Source organism: Massilia phyllostachyos, from assembly GCF_021044825.1.
GTDB lineage: Bacteria > Pseudomonadota > Gammaproteobacteria > Burkholderiales > Burkholderiaceae_D > Telluria > Telluria phyllostachyos.
Genome location: NZ_JAJNOC010000001.1, coordinates 1,393,559 through 1,410,778 on the forward strand (window position 1 = coordinate 1,393,559; position 17,220 = coordinate 1,410,778).

Genomic DNA, 17,220 nt, shown 5'->3' on the forward strand with positions numbered 1-17,220 from the left:
GGGAAGATAATGAAATTAGTAGGCCTGGTTGGCTGGCGCGGTATGGTGGGCTCGGTCCTGATGCAGCGCATGCAGGAAGAGGGCGATTTCGACCACATCGAGCCGGTGTTCTTCACCACCTCGAACCCGGGCGGCGCCGCGCCGAAGATGGCGAAGAACGAAACCACCCTGAAGAGCGCGACGGATATCGCCGAGCTCTCGAAGTGCGAGATCATCATCTCCTGCCAGGGCGGCGACTACACCTCGGACGTGTTCCCGAAGCTGCGCGCCAGCGGCTGGAACGGCTACTGGATCGACGCCGCCTCGACCCTGCGCATGAACGACGACGCCGTCATCGTGCTCGATCCGGTCAACAAGGACGTGATCAAGAACGCCATGTCGCGTGGCGTGAAGAACTACATCGGCGGTAACTGCACCGTGTCCTGCATGCTGATCGGCCTGGGCGGCCTGTTCGAGCAGGGCCTGGTCGAGTGGATGACCTCGATGACCTACCAGGCCGCATCGGGCGGCGGGGCCCAGCACATGCGCGAACTCTTGAGCCAGTTCGGCACCATCAACCAATCGGTCAAGTCGCTGCTGGACGACCCGGCCTCGGCCATCCTCGAAATCGACCGCACCGTGCTGGCAACCCAGCATGGCCTGAGCGGTGAAGAGACCAAGCAGTTCGGCGTGCCGCTGGCCGGCAACCTGATCCCGTGGATCGACAAGGACCTGGGCAACGGCCAGTCGAAGGAAGAGTGGAAGGCCGGCGCCGAGACCAACAAGATCCTGGGCCGCGGCGAGGGCTTCGCCGGCACCAAGGCGATTCCGGTGGACGGCCTGTGCGTGCGCATCGGCGCGATGCGCTGCCACTCGCAGGCGCTGACCATCAAGCTGACCAAGGACGTGCCGCTCGACGAGATCTCCGACATCATCGCCCAGCACAACCAGTGGGTGAAGGTGGTGCCGAACACGCGCGAAGCCTCGATGCGCGACCTGTCCCCGGCCGCCGTCACCGGCGCCCTGGGCATCCCGGTCGGCCGCCTGCGCAAGCTGGCGATGGGCGACGACTACCTGTCCGCCTTCACCGTCGGCGACCAGCTGCTGTGGGGCGCGGCCGAGCCGCTGCGCCGCATGCTGCGCATCGTGCTCGACAAGTAAAACGCATGGCGGGCGGCGTGGCCTTCCGCCGCACATGCGCATATTGGCATCGTTGCCACGACCGCTGTAAAATTGCTAAGCGCTCGTAATCAAACGCTATCAAACGTCCGCCACATCGGTCATTCTGGCCACACATCGCTCCCCGCGACACCCCCGGTGTGCGCGGGAAGCTTGCATGCTCCAGAGCATGATGATATGTTGAGACTCCCAGGAAATCGTGTTTCCTCCGGCCAACTTCTTTCGCATCCCGACTATGCCCCTTTCTCACCGTCCTCCGCTCATGGCAACCGCGTTGAAAACAGTCACCGCGGCCGTGGCCAGCGCCGTGCTCCTGTCGTCCGCCGCCTCGGCTGCCGGTCTCGGCAAACTGACGGTGCTGTCGGCGCTCGGCCAGCCGCTGCGCGCCGAGATCGAACTGACGACGACCGCGGGCGAGGATGCGTCGAGTCTGGCCGTGAAGCTGGCGTCGACCGAAGCCTTCCGCGCCGCCAACATCGAATTCAATCCGGCCCTGCTGTCGCTGCGCTTCAACGTCGAGCAGCGCGCCGGCCGCCAGATCATCCGCGTGAGCTCGACCCAGCCGCTGAACGAGCCCTTCGTCGACATGCTGCTCGAGCTGTCCTGGAATAACGGCCGCCTGGTGCGCGAGTACACCTTCCTGCTCGACCCGGCCGAACTGCGCGCGACCCAGCCGGCACAAGTGGCGGCCGAGACCGCGCGTGCGGCGGCCCAGCCGCGCGCTGCCGCGCCGGCGCCGCAAGCGGCCGCACCGGTCGCGCAAGCGCCGCAGGAGCAGCCGCGCCGCGAGACGCCGGCGCCGCGCGCCGCCGAGCCGGCCATCGACACGCCTTCGAGCTACCGCGTGCGCCAGGGCGATACCCTGAGCAAGATCGCTACCCGCCTGAAGCCGACCGACATCTCGCTCGACATGATGCTGGTGGCGCTGTACCGCGCCAATCCGGACGCCTTCATCGGCCAGAACATGAACCGCCTGAAGTCGGGCCAGATCCTGAAGGTGCCCGATTCGGACGCCCTGCGCGGCACCGACGGCCTTGAGGCGGGTTCGATCGTGGTCGCCCACGCGGCCGACTTCAACGCCTACCGCAACAAGCTGGCCGGCCAGGTTGCCAACGCGGCGCCGCAGCGCACCCCGCAGGCGGGCCAGAGCGCGGCCGGCAAGATCACCGCCAAGGTCGAGGAACGCCCGACCGCGGCCAAGGAATCGCAGGACAAGCTGCAGCTGTCGAAAGCGACCCAGCCGACCACGGGCGCGAACGGCGCGGCCCCGGCTACCGCCAGCACCGAAGACGCGATCGCGCGCCAGAAGGAACTGGACCAGGCCCAGGAACGCGTCAAGGAACTCGAGCGCAACGTCAACGACCTCGAACAGCTGATGACGGTGAAGAGCCGTTCCGGCAGCGAAGCCCAGGGCGCCGCAGCGGGTGCGGCCGCCCAGCCGCTGGCGCCGGCGCCGGAAGACGCGAAGCCCGCCGCCAAGCCGGCCAAGCCGACCACCCCGCCCAAGGCCGCCGCGCCGGAAGAGAAGGGCCTGGCCGACACCCTGATGGACAACATCAACATCGTGGCCGCCGGCGCCGCCGTGCTGCTGCTGGCCGCCCTCGGCATCTCGCAGCGCCGCAAGAAGAAGGGCGCCAAGGATGGCAAGAAGCTTGACGCCGAGCCATCGGTGCTGGGCGTGCCGACCCAGGGCGCGCACTCGCTGTTCGCGGAAGCGGGCGGCCAGAGCGTCGACACCAGCAACAGCGTGTTCAATTCCAGCTTCGCGCCGTCGGCTTCCCAGCTCGACACCAACGAAGTCGATCCGGTCGCCGAAGCCGACGTCTACATCGCCTATGGCCGCGACGCCCAGGCCGAAGAGATCCTGAAGGAAGCGCTGCGCACTAATCCGGAACGCCATCCGGTGCGCCTGAAGCTGCTCGACATCTACGCCGCGCGCAAGGACCTGCGCGCCTTCGAGACCCAGGCCGGCGAGCTGTATGGCCTGACCCGCGGCCAGGGCGACGAGTGGGCGCAAGCCGCCGCGCTCGGCCAGGGCATCGACCCGGCCAACCCGCTGTACGCCAGCGCCACTGGCGCCGCCCCGGTCGCCGCCGCCCAGAGCCCGCAGGAGCGCGACCAGCAGTCGCTGCTGTCCAAGCAGCTGGAAGACTCCTTCCGCGGCGGCGCACCGGTCGCCGCCCTCGGCGCCGGCGCCGCCGCAGGCGCGGCCTACGCGGCGATGGACCACGACGACACGGACGAACCGCGGGACGACGCGACCGCGGTCCCGTCCTTCGAACCCGAGCCTGCCGGCGCGCGCAGCGAGGACAATTCGCTCGACTTCGACCTCGGCGGCCTGGCCTTCGAGCCGGTGACCAGCCACGAGCCGGCAGCGACCGACAATGCGCAGGACGAGACCGCCGTGCCGGACCTCGAGTTCGCGCTCGACCCGATCACCCCGCCCGACGTCACCGCCGCCCCGGCCCCGGCCGAGGAAGAGCCGTTCGACCTGGCCTTCGACATGAGCTTCGGCGACCCGCAGGCCGCCCAGGCCGAGGCCCCGGCCGCGTCCCCGGCGGCCGCGCCGGTCGACATGGCCGGCCTGGCCGCCGAGTTCGACCTGCCGCCGCTGCCGGAAGTGCAGGAAGAGCCGGCCACCGCTACCGCCAGCGCCGACGCGCTGGCGCTCGACAAGGATCCGCTGTTCGACCTCGATTCGATGGACTTCGGCTTGCCGCCGACCCCGGTCCAGCCGGCCGCCGTGGCCGAGGCGACGCCGTTCCACGGCGACGTCCCGACCATCCTCGCGGCGCCGGCGCCGGCAGCGCCGGGCATCGCCGACGATCCCCTGTTCGATCTCGACACCATGGACTTCGGCAGCCCGGCCGAACCCGCGCTGGCGCCGGCGCCGGCGGCAAGCACCCAGCCGGCCGTCGAACCCTTCGAATTCGACGCGCCGCCGCCGGCGCCCGCCGCCGCGCCGGCCGACGCGTTCTCCTTCGACCTGGCCGAACCGGACCAGGACGACCCGTTCGCGCTGCCGGACACCCCGGCCGCCGCGCCGGCGAACGTCGCGGCTCCGAGCCCGGGCGTGCCGGTCGAGCCGAGCTTCGAGATGGCCGACATCGACCTCGAGCTCCCTGACTTCGAACGCGCCGAGGCCGCGCCCGCGCCGGCCCTGCCGGACGTCGGCGAGGCGCTCGAGCCGGCCGCCATGTCGCCCGAGCACATGGAGATGGAAACCAAGCTCGATCTCGCGATCGCCTACCAGGAAATCGGTGACAAGGAAGGCGCACGCGAACTGCTCGACGAAGTCATCAAGGGTGGCAGCAGCGAACAGGTGAGCAAGGCCAGCGCCATGCGCTCCCTGCTGGCGTGAGGCGCATCGCTCTCGGTGTCCAGTACGTCGGAACGGGCTGGAACGGCTACCAGAAGCAGCCGGAACGTAACACCGTCCAGGACCGTCTCGAGATCGCGCTCGAAAAGTTCGCCTGCACGTTCCTGGCCACGACCTGCGCCGGCCGCACCGATTCCGGCGTGCACGGCATCGAGCAGGTGGTCCACTTCGATACGGAGCTGAACCGCGCCATGCAGAGCTGGGTGCGCGGCGTGAACGCCTTCCTGCCCGAGTCGATCGTGGTTCGCTGGGCCCATGAAGTGGCGCCCGACCCGGAGGGCAACGAGTTCCACGCGCGCTTCTCGGCGCGTTCGCGCACCTACCACTACGTGCTCTACAACCACCCGAACCCGTCGGCGCTGCTGGCCGGGCGCGCCGGGTGGACCTTCCGTCCGCTGGATGTGGAACGCATGCGGGAAGCGGGCCAGCACCTGCTCGGCGAGCACGATTTCTCGGCCTTCCGCGCCTCCGGCTGCCAGGCGACGTCGCCGGTCAAGCAGATGCACGAGGTGAGCATCGCGCGCCATGGCGACGTGATCGTGTTCACGGTGCGCGCTTCCGCTTTTCTCCATCACATGGTGCGCAACATCGTCGGTTCGCTCATCTACGTGGGCACGGGCCGCAACGAGCCGGGCTGGATGAAAGAGGTGCTGGAGAGCCGCTCGCGCGACGTCGCCGCGCCGACCTTCATGCCGGACGGCCTGTACCTCGCCAAAATCGACTACGATCCGAAGTGGGGATTGCCGCAGGAGCCGGCGTCGCCGCTGCCCTGGCTGTAAGCCGCCTTCCGGGAATCATCATGCAACGCACCCGTATCAAGATTTGCGGCATCACGCGCCAGGAAGACCTGCGCGCGGCCGTCGACGCCGGGGCCGATGCGCTCGGCTTCGTGTTCTATCCGAAGAGCCCGCGCTACGTCACGCCGCGGCAGGCGGCCGAGCTGTGCGCCGCGCTGCCGCCGTATGTGTCCGCGGTGGCGCTGTTCGTGAACGCGACGGTGGAAGAGGTGAGGGCGGTGGCCGACAGCGCGCCGCTGGCGCTGATCCAGTTCCACGGCGACGAAACGGCCGAGCAGTGTGCGGAACTGGCGGCCGCGGTGTCGCGTCCTTTTGTCCGCGCCTTCCGCGTCAGGCCGGACACGAGGCCGGATGAACTGCTAGAATACGAGCGCACATACCGCGCCGCCAGCCCCTGGTTCTCCGGCCTCCTGCTGGATACCTGGGTCGACGCCTACGGCGGCGCAGGAAAGGTTTTCGATTGGTCTCTCGTCCCAAAAGAGCTCGCGCCTCGGGTCGTTTTGAGTGGTGGCTTGAACGTACAAAACGCGACTGACGCGACGGTACGTGTTCGTCCCTTCGCGGTCGACGTCAGCAGTGGCGTCGAAGCGCAGAAGGGCATCAAGGACGCCCGTAAGATTGCCGATTTCGTCGGCGCCGTGCGGGCCGCAGACGCCATTGCTTCTAGTGAGAACCATCATGAAAGACCGTCCGAGCGGTAACACCCCGCTGTTCCAGACCCCTGAATACCAGCTGCCCGACCAGAGCGGGCACTTCGGCCCCTATGGCGGCAGCTTCGTCGCCGAAACCCTGTCGCACGCGCTGGCCGAGCTGAACGAAGCCTATGCGCGCTTCTCGCAGGATCCCGAATTTCTCGAGGAATTCCGCTACGAGCTGGCCCACTTCGTCGGCCGTCCCTCGCCCGTGTACCACGCGCGGCGCTGGTCCGAGCAGCTTGGGGGGGCGCAGATCTTCCTCAAGCGCGAAGACCTGAACCACACGGGCGCCCACAAGATCAACAACGTGATCGGGCAGGCCCTGCTGGCGCGCCGCATGGGCAAGAAGCGCATCATCGCCGAGACCGGCGCCGGCCAGCACGGCGTCGCCACCGCGACCATCTGCGCGCGCTTTGGCATGGAGTGCGTGGTCTACATGGGCAGCGAGGACGTCAAGCGCCAGGCCCAGAACGTCTACCGCATGAAGCTCCTCGGCGCGACCGTGGTGCCGGTGGAATCCGGCTCGAAGACCCTGAAGGATGCGCTCAACGAAGCGATGCGCGACTGGGTCACCAATATCGAAAGCACCTTCTACATCATCGGCACCGTGGCGGGACCGCACCCGTACCCGATGATGGTGCGCGACTTCCAGTCGGTGATCGGCGAGGAATGCCGGGTGCAGATGCCGGCCATGACCGGGCGCCAGCCGGACTACGTGGTCGCCTGCGTCGGCGGCGGCTCGAACGCCATGGGCATCTTCTACCCTTATATCGACGAGCCGGGCGTGAAACTGGTCGGCGTCGAGCCGGCGGGCGAGGGGCTCGACAGCGGCAAGCACGCGGCCTCGCTAAGCGCGGGCATTCCGGGCGTCCTGCACGGCAACCGCACCTACCTGCTGCAGGACGAGAACGGCCAGATCATCGAGACCCATTCGGTGTCGGCGGGCCTGGACTACCCCGGCGTGGGGCCGGAACACGCGTGGCTGAAGGACATCAAGCGCGCCGAGTATGTGACGATCACGGACGAGGAGGCATTGGCGGCCTTTCACGACTGCTGCCGCATCGAGGGAATCATTCCGGCGCTGGAGTCCTCGCACGCGATCGCCTACGCGACCAAGCTGGCGCCGACCCTGCCGAAGGACCAGCTCATCCTGGTCAACCTGTCGGGCCGCGGCGACAAGGACATGCACACGGTGGCGCAGAGGATGGGGCTGGATTTCAGCTGACCCGTCCTTGCTTTGGCTCTCCCGTGAACCTTCGATAAGAAAGAACAGCATGTCCCGCATCGAACCAACCTTCGCCGCCCTGAAGGCGGCCAATAAAACCGGCCTGGTCACCTTCATCACCGCCGGCGACCCCGGCCCGGAAGTGACCGTGCCGCTGATGCACGCCCTGGTGGAGGGCGGCGCCGACGTCCTCGAACTGGGCATCCCGTTTTCCGACCCGATGGCCGAAGGCCCGGTGATCCAGCGCGCCTGCGAACGCGCGCTGAAGTTCAACATCGGCCTGCAGGACGTCTTCGGTTTCGTGCGCGAATTCCGCAAGACGAACGTTGCTACGCCTGTGGTGCTGATGGGCTACGCGAATCCGATCGAGCGCATCGGCCCGGACACGTTTATCAGCTGCGCGAAAGAGGCCGGCGCCGACGGCGCCATCGTGGTCGACTATCCGCCGGAAGAATGCGCGGCGTTCGCCGAATCGATGCGCGCCAACGACCTGGACCTGATCTTCCTGCTGGCGCCCACGTCCACGACGAAGCGCGTGCAGCAGGTCGCCCGGTACGGCAGCGGCTTCAGCTACTACGTGTCGCTGAAGGGCGTGACCGGCGCCGGCAGCATCGATACCGAAGACGTGGCGCGCCGCGTGTCCGCGATCCGCGAGCACGTGAAGCTGCCGATCGGCGTCGGCTTCGGCATCCGCGACGGCGCCACCGCCCGCGCCGTGGCCGAGGTCGCCGACGCGGTGGTGATCGGCAGCCGCATCATCCAGGAACTGGAATCGGTGCCGCAGGAGCAGGCCGTGGCAGCGGTGCGCACCTTCACCGCCGGCATCCGCAGCGCACTCGACGCCTGACACACCCATGGGGTCAGAGTTGAATTGTTGGGAAACTTTTAAAAATTTCCCATAATTCGACTCCGACCCTAATTGTTGGGCAATTGCTCGTCAGCACAGCCAATAAGGGTCAGAGTCGAATTATCTGGCAACATTTAAAACTTGCCGAATAATTCGACTCTGACCCCACTGGTTTAGCTGCCATGGGTAATTCTTATCGGATGGGTTTGCCGAAGAACAGCATTGAGTTACATTGCCTATATTGCCTAGCGGCCAACTCAAATGAGACTCCTCGATGAAAAAACAAGTCGTCCACGTTTCTGTTCTTCAATCGGCCAAGGTGATGGCAGTGCTGTACCTGGTCCTGTCGATCCCGATGGTCGCGATCATGGCCATCCCAGCCATGATGGGCACTCAGGGGGCGGCGGCCGGGATGACGCTAGGGATGCTGGTCCTGATGCCGATCCTGTACACCGTCCTTGGCTTCATCTTCACCGCGATCGGCGCCTGGGTCTATAACCTGGTCGCGGCGCGCGTTGGCGGTTTCGAGTTCACCACCACTGAGAGCAGTAATTAATCCTAGACTTTTCAGTAAGAAAATCCTATTAGGGTCAGAGTCGAATGATTGGGCAACTTTGAAAAGTTTCCCAATCATTCGACTCTGACCCTAATTGCTGTTGGGCAGTCTTGAAGAAGGGCAATTAGGGTCGGAGTCGAATTGCAGGCAATTCTGGAGAATTGCTCAACAATTCAACTCTGACCCCAGTGGTGTTATCTGCATGGCAATTGACGGGTAGGCATGATTCGACAAGCGCGACGCTTGCGGCTACACTACCGCCACCTCGAAGACTTGCCGCAAAGGAGAACAGATGAGTTGGCTAGAAAAACTGCTGCCCCCAAGGATCCAGCGCTCCGATGCCGCCAATCGCAAAACCATGCCGGAAGGCCTGTGGGTCAAGTGCCCGTCGTGCGAAGCGGTGCTCTACCGCGCCGACCTGGAATCGAACCTGCACGTCTGCCCGAAGTGCGACCACCACATGCGCATCCGCGCCCGCGAGCGCCTCGATAGCCTGCTCGATGAAGGCGGCCGCTACGACATCGGCCAGGAAGCCCTGCCGGTCGACACCCTGAAGTTCAAGGATTCCAAGAAGTACCCGGACCGCCTCAAGCAGGCCATGGACGCCACCGGCGAGACCGATGCCCTGATCGTGCAGGGCGGCTCGATCATGAGCCTGCCGGTCGTCGTCGCCTGCTTCGAATTCGAATTCATGGGCGGCTCGATGGGTTCGGTGGTCGGCGAGCGCTTCGCTAGAGGCGCCCAGGTCGCGCTGGAGCAGAAGGTGCCGTTCATCTGCATCACCGCCACCGGCGGCGCGCGCATGCAGGAAGGCTTGCTGTCGCTGATGCAGATGGCCAAGACCACCGCCATGCTGACCAAGCTGTCCGAGAAAAAGCTGCCGTTCATCAGCGTGCTGACCGACCCGACCATGGGCGGCGTTTCCGCCTCGTTCGCCTTCATGGGCGACGTGGTGATCGCCGAACCGAAGGCCCTGATCGGCTTCGCCGGCCCGCGCGTGATCGAGAACACCGTGCGCGAAAAGCTGCCGGAAGGCTTCCAGCGCGCCGAGTTCCTGGTCCAGAAGGGCGCCGTCGACATGATCGTCGACCGCCGCAAGATGCGCGAAGAGATCGCGCGCCTGCTGGCACTGCTGCAAAACCAGGCCGCCGACGTCCTGGCTTGATTCCATCCCATCGGTGCGGGCGCGACGCGTCCGCACCGGCGCGCTCGCCCTGAGCCATCACCGAAGCATCCGATCTATGTCCCCACTCCCGACCACCTTGCCCGACTGGCTGGCGCTGCTCGAGTCGCGCCATGCCGAAACCCATATCGACATGGGCCTGGACCGTGTGCGCGCCGTCAAGGAGCGCATGGCGCTCGCCTTTGACTGCCCCGTGATCATGGTGGCGGGCACCAACGGCAAGGGCTCGACCTGCGCCATGCTGGAAGCCGTGCTGCTGCAGTCTGGGTACCGCGTCGGCCTGTACATCAAGCCGCACTTCCTCGACTTCAACGAACGCGCCCGCATCAACGGCGAGATGGCCTCGGACGCGGCGCTGGTGCAAGCCTTCCATGCCGTCGAAAGCGTGCGCGGCGACGTGTCGCTGACTTACTTCGAATTCACCACGCTGGCGATCATGCACCTGATCTCGAAAGCCGGCGTCGACGTGGCGATCCTGGAAGTCGGCCTGGGCGGACGCCTGGACGCGGTCAACGTGATCGACGCCGACGTCGCCATCGTGACCAGCGTCGACATCGACCATACCGACTACCTGGGCGACACCCGCGAGAAGATCGGTTTTGAGAAGGCCGGCATTTTCCGCGCCGGCAAGGCGGCGATCTGCAGCGACCCGGTGCCCCCGCAATCGCTGGTCGAGCACGCCGAGCGCATCGGCGCCGACCTGTGGCTGCTGGGCCGCGACTTCAACTACCAGGGCGACCAGCAGCAGTGGAGCTATGGCGGGCGCGGACAGCGCCGCAATTCGCTGGCCTATCCGGCCCTGCGCGGCGCCAACCAGCTGCTCAACGCCTCGGCCGCGCTGGCCGCGCTCGAGGTGCTGCGCATGCAGCTGCCCTGCGGCGCCCAGGAAGTGCGCGCGGGCCTGGCCATGGTCGAGCTGCCGGGTCGCTTCCAGGTGCTGCCTGGCCGCCCGACCCAGGTGCTCGACGTGGCGCACAACCCGCACGCCGCGGCGACGCTGGCCCAGAACCTCGGCAATATGGGCTTCCACCGCTTTACTTATGCGGTGTTCGGCATCATGGAAGACAAGGACATCGACGCCGTGATCGCGCCGATGGCCCAGTACATCGATCACTGGTGCGTCACCGCGCTGGATTCGCCGCGCTCGGCCGACCCGGCCACATTGTCCGAAAAGCTGCAGGAACTCAAGCCCGCGGGCGCCAAGGCGGACGATTTCTCGGTCACCGCCTTCGCCACGCCAAGCGAGGCCTACGCGAATGCCGTGAGCCGGGCAGGGGAGAATGATAGAATTGTGGTCTTTGGCTCGTTCTACACGGTCGCCGGTGTGATGGCGGCCCGCAAAAACTCTCTCCACTAATAGTAAAAACGCATGGGCTTGTTCTCGTTCGGTAGCAAAAACAAGCAAGACACTGTCCGGGACAGCGGCCACTTCGTCAAGGACGACGATGCCGCCTACGGCCAGCAGGCCCGCGCCAAGCGCGCGTCGCATGCAGGCGAGGGCGCGCGCAGCAAGCGCGGCGCCGACCCGATCCTGCCCGAGAAAAAGCGCGCGCGCCGCCGCCTGGTCGGCGCGATCGCGCTGGCGCTGGCGGCCGCCGTCGGCCTGCCGATGCTGCTCGACTCCGAGCCCAAGCCGCTCGGCGCCGACATCGCCATCAACATTCCCGCCAAGGACAAGGCGGCGCCGCTGCCGGTGCCGGCCGCCGCGACGGTCGACAGCGGCGAGGAGATCGTCGAGCCGACCGATGCCGCGGCTGATCTCCCGACCGCCGTGCCGCCGCAGTCGTCGGTGCCGGTGGTCGCCGCGCCGAACGATCCGCCGCCGCTGCGCACCCTCGACATCCCGCGCGCCGAGCCGCCTGTGCCGAAGCCCGAGCCGGTGAAGCCCGAACCCGTCAAGCCGGAACCGAAGCGCAAGCCGGAAGAGCTGCATCCGAAGGTCGCCGAGCTGGAACCGAAGAAGGCCGAGAAGGCCGAGAAACCTGCGGCCGCCAAGCCCGCGGAAGAGAAGCCGCGCGCGGCCAAGGACGACGCGGCGCGCGCCATGGCCATCCTCGAGGGCAAGCCGGCGGCCGTGCGCGCCGAAGGCCCGTCGCAGAAATACGTGGTGCAGGTGGCGGCGCTGGCGACCCAGGAAAAGGTCACCGAGCTGCAGGGCCGCCTGCGCGCCGCCGGCGTGTCCTCGTTCACCGAGAAGAGCGGTGAGCTGATCCGCGTGCGCGTGGGTCCGTACACGAAGGAAGAGGGCGAAAAAATCCGTTCCAAGCTGATTTCCATGGGCCTTTCGGGCTCGCTGGTCCCGCTCTGAGGAATGGCCTGATGCAGGGTTGCGCGGCGTGACGATCTTCGACTATCTGGTGCTGTTCGTCCTGATCGCGTCGGTCGTCATCTCCACCCTGCGCGGCCTGGTCAAGGAAATCCTCTCGCTGCTGGGCTGGATCGTCGCCTTCGTGGTGGCCAACGCCTACGGCGCGCAGCTGGCCCCGATGCTGCCCGACGTGCTGCCGGGCGCGGCGGCGCGCCTGATCATGGCCTTCGTGGTGCTGTTCCTCGGCGTGCGCATCCTCATGGGGCTGCTGTCGCTGGCGATCGGCGCCGTGATCGCCGCCACCGGCCTCACGCTGGCCGATCGCGGCCTGGGTGGATTGTTCGGCCTGGCGCGCGGCATTGTAATCGTGCTGGCCGCCGTCATATTGTGCGGGATGACGTCCATTCCGCAGCAGGATTTCTGGAGGAACGCGCTGCTGTCGCCGATGGCGGAAACGGGCGCGCGGACGGTCAAGCCTTTCCTTCCCGCCGCCCTGGCGGAGCACGTCCGGTTTTGAATTGATCTATAGTTCCACTTTTTTGCAATCAGCAGTCCAGCTTTAGGAGCACACCATGTGTGGCATCGTCGGCGTCGTCTCGAACAATCCCGTCAACCAGCTTCTCTATGATGCGTTGCTGCTGCTGCAGCACCGCGGCCAGGACGCGGCGGGCATCGCGACCAATCACAGCAGCATGTTCTCGATGTACAAGGCCAATGGCCTGGTGCGCGACGTGTTCCGCACCCGGAACATGCGTTCGCTCCAGGGCAATACCGGGATCGGCCACTGCCGCTACCCGACCGCGGGTTCCTCGAGCGAAGAGGAAGCGCAGCCCTTCTACGTGAATGCGCCGTTCGGCATCACGCTGGCGCACAACGGCAACCTGACCAACCAGGCCGCGCTGAAGGAAGAGCTGTTCCGTAACGACCGCCGCCACATCAACACCGACTCCGATTCGGAAGTGCTGCTGAATGTGCTGGCCCACGAGATCTCGGAAGCCGCCGACGGCTATAACCTTGACACCGACGCCGTGTTCAAGGCGGTCGGCGCGGTGCACCGCCGCGTGCGCGGCGCCTACGCGGTGGTGGCGCAGATCGCCGGCCACGGCATGCTGGCCTTCCGCGACCCCTTCGGCATCCGTCCGCTGTGCCTGGGCGTGAACGAGGGCGAGCACGGCGTCGAATACCTGGTGGCCAGCGAATCGGTGGCGCTCGAAGGCCTGGGCTTCCGTTTTGTCCGCGACATCGCGCCGGGCGAAGCCATCTTCATCGACAACGACAGTGTCCTGCACGAGCGCCAATGCGCGGAAAACCCGAGCCTGAACCCGTGCGCCTTCGAATTCGTGTACCTGGCGCGCCCCGACTCGGTGATCGACGGCGCCTCCGTCTACGCGACCCGCCTGCGCATGGGCGAATACCTGGCCGACAAGATTCGCAAGGAGATCCCGGTCGACGAGATCGACGTGGTCATGCCGATCCCGGATTCCTCGCGCCCGGCCGCGATCCAGCTGGCGCTGAAGCTCGGCGTCGAGTACCGCGAAGGCTTCATCAAGAACCGCTACATCGGCCGCACCTTCATCATGCCGGGCCAGGGCATGCGCAAGAAGTCGGTGCGCCAGAAGCTCAACGCGATCGCCTCCGAATTCAAGGACAAGAACGTGCTGCTGGTCGACGATTCCATCGTGCGCGGCACCACCAGCCGCGAGATCGTGCAGATGGCGCGCGACGCCGGCGCCCGCAAGGTCTTCTTCGCTTCGGCCGCGCCGCCGGTGCTGTACCCGAACGTGTACGGCATCGACATGCCGACCCGCGACGAGCTGATTGCCCACGGCCGCACCAATGAGGAAGTCTGCAAGGAGATCACCGCCGACCGCCTGGTCTACCAGGACGTCGACGCCCTCAAGCGCGCGATTTCGGACGTGAATCCGGAGCTGAAGAACTTCGAAGCGTCCTGCTTCGACGGCGTCTACGTGACCGGCGACGTGACCCCGGAATACCTGGACCGCCAGGAAACCGCGCGCCACAATCCGAAGAAGAACCAGGTCGAGGATCCGGTGCGCACCCAGCTGAACCTCAACAGCCCGGCCATCACCGAGTAAGCGCATGAGCGACAAGCCGAACTACGGTTTCACCACCACCATCCTGCACAACGATCGCCGCAAAGCGATCGAGCAGGGCTCGCTGCACAAGCCGGTGCACACCTCGGTCGCCTTCGGCTATGGGGATGCGCGCCAGCTGGCTTCGGTCTTCCAGGGCAAGGAGCCGGGCTTCCGCTACGGCCGCCAGGGCAACCCGACGGTCGGCGCGCTCGAGGACAAGATCACCAGGATGGAAGACGGCGTCGGCACGATCTGTTTCGCGACCGGCATGGGCGCGATCGGCGCGCTGTTCCAGGCGCTCTTGAGGGCGGGCGACCACATCGTCTCGTCCTCCTTCCTGTTCGGGAACACCAACAGCTTGTGGCAGACGGTGGCGGGGCAGGGCGTGGCGGTCGATTTCGTCGATGCGACGGACGTGGCAAACGTCGAAGCGGCCATCAAGCCCGAGACGCGCATGGTGTTCGTCGAGACCATCGCCAATCCGCGCACCCAGGTGGCGGATCTGGCGCGCATCGGTGAACTGTGCCGTGCGCGCGGCATCCTCTACGTGGTCGATAACACCATGACCACGCCCTGGCTGTTCCGTCCGAAGGCGGTGGGCGCGGGCCTGGTGGTGAACTCGCTGACCAAGTCGATCGGTGGCCATGGCAACGCGCTGGGCGGTGCCCTGACCGACACCGGCCTGTTCGACTGGAGCGCTTACCCGAACATCGCGCAGAACTTCCGCAAGCAGCCGAGTGCGAACCAGGGCCTGGCCCAGTTGCGCGCCAAGGCCCTGCGCGACTTCGGCGCCGCCCTCGGGCCGGAGGCGGCGCACCACATCGCGGTCGGCGCCGAGACCCTGGCGCTGCGCATGGAGCGCACCAGCGCGAATGCGCTGGCGTTGGCCCGGATGCTGGAAAGCGACGAGCGGGTGGCGGCTGTGTACTATCCGGGCCTGGCCTCGCACCCGCAGCACGGTATCACGCAGGAGCTGTTCCGCGCCGGCGGTTCGCTGCTCAGCTTCGAGCTGAAGGAGAGCATCGATCCCTTCGACTACCTGAACCGTTTGCAGCTCGGCATCCCGGCCAGCAACCTGGGCGACACCCGCACCCTGGTGATCCCCGTGGCGCACACCATCTTCTTCGAGATGGGCGCCGATCGCCGCGCCAGCATGGGCATTGCCGAGGGCCTGATCCGGGTCTCGGTGGGTATCGAGGACACCGACGACCTGCTGGCGGACTTCCGCCAGGCACTCGACATCTGAGACCCTGTTCCGGCAAGCTGCGAATTCTTTACAGCTTGCCGGAATTGTTTCAGCGGTTGAGCAAGGCGGGCGATTGCCGCTATCATGGGTCTTCTTTCCACCCGAATGCCTGCCCCCATGAAGACCAAGCTGTTCCTCGCCTCCCTGCTGATCTGCGGCGCCGCATTTGCCGGCGAGCTGGAAAACGCCAACGCGCTGTTCGAGAAGAAGGACTACGCGGGTGCCATGAAGATCTATACCAAGCTGGCCGATGCCGGCAATCCGGAAGCCCAGCAGGCGCTCGGCCAGATGTATTTCTACGGCGAGGCGGGGCAGGTCGACGAAGCGAAGGCGGCGGAGCTGTTCAAGAAGTCGGCCGCCAAGGGCAACAAGGTCGCCGGCGCCTCGCTCGCGCTGATCGAGGAGCGCGCCAAGCGCCGCGCCGACATCGATTACTGGATCAAGGGCTATGACGGCGCCGACCTAAAGACCGGCGAGTACCAGTGCAAGGCGCCGCGCATCCCGACCATGTCCAAGATCAACGAGGAAATCGACCGCATCGGCGCCGCCGTCAAGAACTGGCAGGAGTGCTACAACAAGTACGTCACCCACCTGAACAACCAGATGCCGCTGACCAAGCGGATTCCCGCCGACGTCCAGAAGCTGATGAACAAGGAAGAGACGGCGAAGTCCAACGCCTACCTGGCCCAGCTGCAGGAAAACCTGAGCGAAGAGGCGCGGGTGAGTTCGAAGCTGCTGCTGGCCGATTTCGATGCCTGGCGCACGGCGACGGAGAACTACGTGAACGAGCACAACAAGATGGTCAAGAACGCCAAGAAGGATTCCTACTGGTCGGACAAGAAGATCCAGTAAGGCGGGCATTTACCAACGAAAACGGGGTAGCGCGGGCCAATGGCCCGGCTACCCCGTTCTATTTGTCTCGCGGTGAAAGCTTAGTGCCAGCTGCGCATCAGGCCGACAGCCAGGCCTTCGAGTGCGAACTCGTCCTCAGGCGACACCTGGATGACCTTGAAGTCCGGATTCTCCGGCAGCAGCTCGACCATATTGCCGGTCTTGCGGTAGCGCTTGACGGTAACTTCCTCGCCCAGGCGGGCGACCACGATCTGGCCGTTCTTGGCGCTGTCGATCTTCTTGACGGCCAGGAAATCGCCGTCGCAGATGCCGGCATCGCGCATCGACCAGCCCTTGACCTTCAGCAGGAAGTCGGGACGCGCCGAGAACATCGCGGCATCGACCGAATAGGTGGCTTCCACGTGTTCCTGGGCCAGGATCGGCGAACCGGCGGCCACGCGGCCGACCAGCGGCAGCGACATCATGAGGGCGGCCGGGACCATCGGCACGGGCTCGACCGTGGCGCCGACCAGGCGGATGCCGCGCGAGGTGCCCGGCGAAATCTCGATGGCGCCCTTGCGCGCCAGGGCCTGCAGGTGTTCTTCGGCCGCATTGGCCGACTTGAAGCCGAGCTCGGCCGCGATTTCGGCGCGTGTCGGCGGGAAACCGGTGTTCTCGATCGCTTCCTTGATGAGGTTCAGGATCTGTTCTTGCCTTGCAGTGAGCTTGAGCATGTATGTGTTACAGCAACGGGTTGTGAGAGTAGACTGTATTTTTGTACAGTATTCCAGGATGCGCAAGGGGGTACACGGGAAAAGTGCAAAAAAATTGTGCGGCGCTGCCCGGAGTGCAAGGATTTTGTGGCGTGGGGCACGTCAACTTAGGTTCCGGCCTTCGCC

Annotated in this window: 15 protein-coding genes; 14 read left to right on the forward strand and 1 reads right to left on the reverse strand. The window is 66.0% G+C overall.

Annotation, left to right across the window (positions count from 1 at the left end; genetic code table 11):
• Window positions 1–9: 9 nt before the first annotated feature.
• The 14 genes from asd (at window position 10) to LQ564_RS06110 (ending at window position 16,342) form a co-directional block, all read left to right on the forward strand.
• Window positions 10–1,140: an aspartate-semialdehyde dehydrogenase gene (asd, locus tag LQ564_RS06045; protein ID WP_231057169.1), complete on the forward strand. Its 1,131-nt coding sequence runs from the start codon at window positions 10–12 to the stop codon at window positions 1,138–1,140.
• Between the two features lie 292 nt (window positions 1,141–1,432).
• The gene (locus LQ564_RS06050) at window positions 1,433–4,519 is read left to right on the forward strand and encodes a motility hub landmark protein FimV (RefSeq protein WP_231057170.1); all 3,087 of its coding nucleotides are present in this window, start codon (window positions 1,433–1,435) and stop codon (window positions 4,517–4,519) included.
• Entirely contained in the window at window positions 4,516–5,316 is an 801-nt protein-coding gene (truA, locus tag LQ564_RS06055; protein ID WP_231057171.1) for a tRNA pseudouridine(38-40) synthase TruA, read from the forward strand. Before LQ564_RS06050 ends, truA begins: the two co-directional genes overlap by 4 nt.
• 20 nt (window positions 5,317–5,336) lie before the next feature.
• Window positions 5,337–6,035 carry a phosphoribosylanthranilate isomerase gene (locus tag LQ564_RS06060; RefSeq protein ID WP_231057172.1) on the forward strand — a complete coding sequence of 233 codons (699 nt, stop codon included), beginning with the start codon at window positions 5,337–5,339 and terminating at the stop codon, window positions 6,033–6,035.
• On the forward strand, window positions 6,013–7,254 hold the full coding sequence (trpB, locus tag LQ564_RS06065) for a tryptophan synthase subunit beta (RefSeq protein ID WP_231057173.1): 1,242 nt from the start codon (window positions 6,013–6,015) through the stop codon (window positions 7,252–7,254). Before LQ564_RS06060 ends, trpB begins: the two co-directional genes overlap by 23 nt.
• 49 nt (window positions 7,255–7,303) lie before the next feature.
• Entirely contained in the window at window positions 7,304–8,101 is a 798-nt protein-coding gene (gene trpA / locus LQ564_RS06070) for a tryptophan synthase subunit alpha (protein ID WP_231057174.1), read from the forward strand.
• A 274-nt stretch (window positions 8,102–8,375) separates the two neighbouring features.
• On the forward strand, window positions 8,376–8,657 hold the full coding sequence (locus LQ564_RS06075; RefSeq protein ID WP_231057175.1) for a hypothetical protein: 282 nt from the start codon (window positions 8,376–8,378) through the stop codon (window positions 8,655–8,657).
• A 292-nt stretch (window positions 8,658–8,949) separates the two neighbouring features.
• The gene (accD, locus tag LQ564_RS06080) at window positions 8,950–9,822 is read left to right on the forward strand and encodes an acetyl-CoA carboxylase, carboxyltransferase subunit beta (RefSeq protein WP_231057176.1); all 873 of its coding nucleotides are present in this window, start codon (window positions 8,950–8,952) and stop codon (window positions 9,820–9,822) included.
• Window positions 9,823–9,898: 76 nt separating this feature from the next.
• Complete coding sequence (gene folC, locus LQ564_RS06085; protein ID WP_231057177.1) at window positions 9,899–11,197, forward strand: bifunctional tetrahydrofolate synthase/dihydrofolate synthase; 1,299 nt, start codon at window positions 9,899–9,901, stop codon at window positions 11,195–11,197.
• 12 nt (window positions 11,198–11,209) lie between these two features.
• The gene (locus LQ564_RS06090; RefSeq protein ID WP_231057178.1) at window positions 11,210–12,148 is read left to right on the forward strand and encodes an SPOR domain-containing protein; all 939 of its coding nucleotides are present in this window, start codon (window positions 11,210–11,212) and stop codon (window positions 12,146–12,148) included.
• A gap of 28 nt (window positions 12,149–12,176) precedes the next feature.
• Entirely contained in the window at window positions 12,177–12,665 is a 489-nt protein-coding gene (locus LQ564_RS06095; protein WP_231057179.1) for a CvpA family protein, read from the forward strand.
• A gap of 55 nt (window positions 12,666–12,720) precedes the next feature.
• Window positions 12,721–14,244 carry an amidophosphoribosyltransferase gene (purF, locus tag LQ564_RS06100; RefSeq protein ID WP_231057180.1) on the forward strand — a complete coding sequence of 508 codons (1,524 nt, stop codon included), beginning with the start codon at window positions 12,721–12,723 and terminating at the stop codon, window positions 14,242–14,244.
• A gap of 4 nt (window positions 14,245–14,248) precedes the next feature.
• Window positions 14,249–15,490 (forward strand): cystathionine gamma-synthase family protein, encoded by a 1,242-nt coding sequence (locus LQ564_RS06105; RefSeq protein WP_231057181.1) that lies wholly within the window; start codon window positions 14,249–14,251, stop codon window positions 15,488–15,490.
• 117 nt (window positions 15,491–15,607) lie between these two features.
• Window positions 15,608–16,342 carry a tetratricopeptide repeat protein gene (locus tag LQ564_RS06110; protein ID WP_231057182.1) on the forward strand — a complete coding sequence of 245 codons (735 nt, stop codon included), beginning with the start codon at window positions 15,608–15,610 and terminating at the stop codon, window positions 16,340–16,342.
• A gap of 80 nt (window positions 16,343–16,422) precedes the next feature.
• Here LQ564_RS06110 and lexA read toward each other — a convergent pair whose 3' ends face one another.
• Window positions 16,423–17,055 carry a transcriptional repressor LexA gene (gene lexA / locus LQ564_RS06115; RefSeq protein WP_231057183.1) on the reverse strand — a complete coding sequence of 211 codons (633 nt, stop codon included), beginning with the start codon at window positions 17,053–17,055 and terminating at the stop codon, window positions 16,423–16,425.
• Window positions 17,056–17,220 lie beyond the last annotated feature (165 nt).

Coding starts and splice junctions, on each gene's coding strand:
- asd (WP_231057169.1), top strand. CDS start 10: ATGAAATTAGTAGGCCTGGTTGGCTGGCGCGGTATGGTGGGCTCGGTC.
- LQ564_RS06060 (WP_231057172.1), top strand. CDS start 5,337: ATGCAACGCACCCGTATCAAGATTTGCGGCATCACGCGCCAGGAAGAC.
- trpB (WP_231057173.1), top strand. CDS start 6,013: ATGAAAGACCGTCCGAGCGGTAACACCCCGCTGTTCCAGACCCCTGAA.
- trpA (WP_231057174.1), top strand. CDS start 7,304: ATGTCCCGCATCGAACCAACCTTCGCCGCCCTGAAGGCGGCCAATAAA.
- LQ564_RS06075 (WP_231057175.1), top strand. CDS start 8,376: ATGAAAAAACAAGTCGTCCACGTTTCTGTTCTTCAATCGGCCAAGGTG.
- accD (WP_231057176.1), top strand. CDS start 8,950: ATGAGTTGGCTAGAAAAACTGCTGCCCCCAAGGATCCAGCGCTCCGAT.
- folC (WP_231057177.1), top strand. CDS start 9,899: ATGTCCCCACTCCCGACCACCTTGCCCGACTGGCTGGCGCTGCTCGAG.
- LQ564_RS06090 (WP_231057178.1), top strand. CDS start 11,210: ATGGGCTTGTTCTCGTTCGGTAGCAAAAACAAGCAAGACACTGTCCGG.
- purF (WP_231057180.1), top strand. CDS start 12,721: ATGTGTGGCATCGTCGGCGTCGTCTCGAACAATCCCGTCAACCAGCTT.
- LQ564_RS06105 (WP_231057181.1), top strand. CDS start 14,249: ATGAGCGACAAGCCGAACTACGGTTTCACCACCACCATCCTGCACAAC.
- LQ564_RS06110 (WP_231057182.1), top strand. CDS start 15,608: ATGAAGACCAAGCTGTTCCTCGCCTCCCTGCTGATCTGCGGCGCCGCA.
- lexA (WP_231057183.1), bottom strand. CDS start 17,055: ATGCTCAAGCTCACTGCAAGGCAAGAACAGATCCTGAACCTCATCAAG.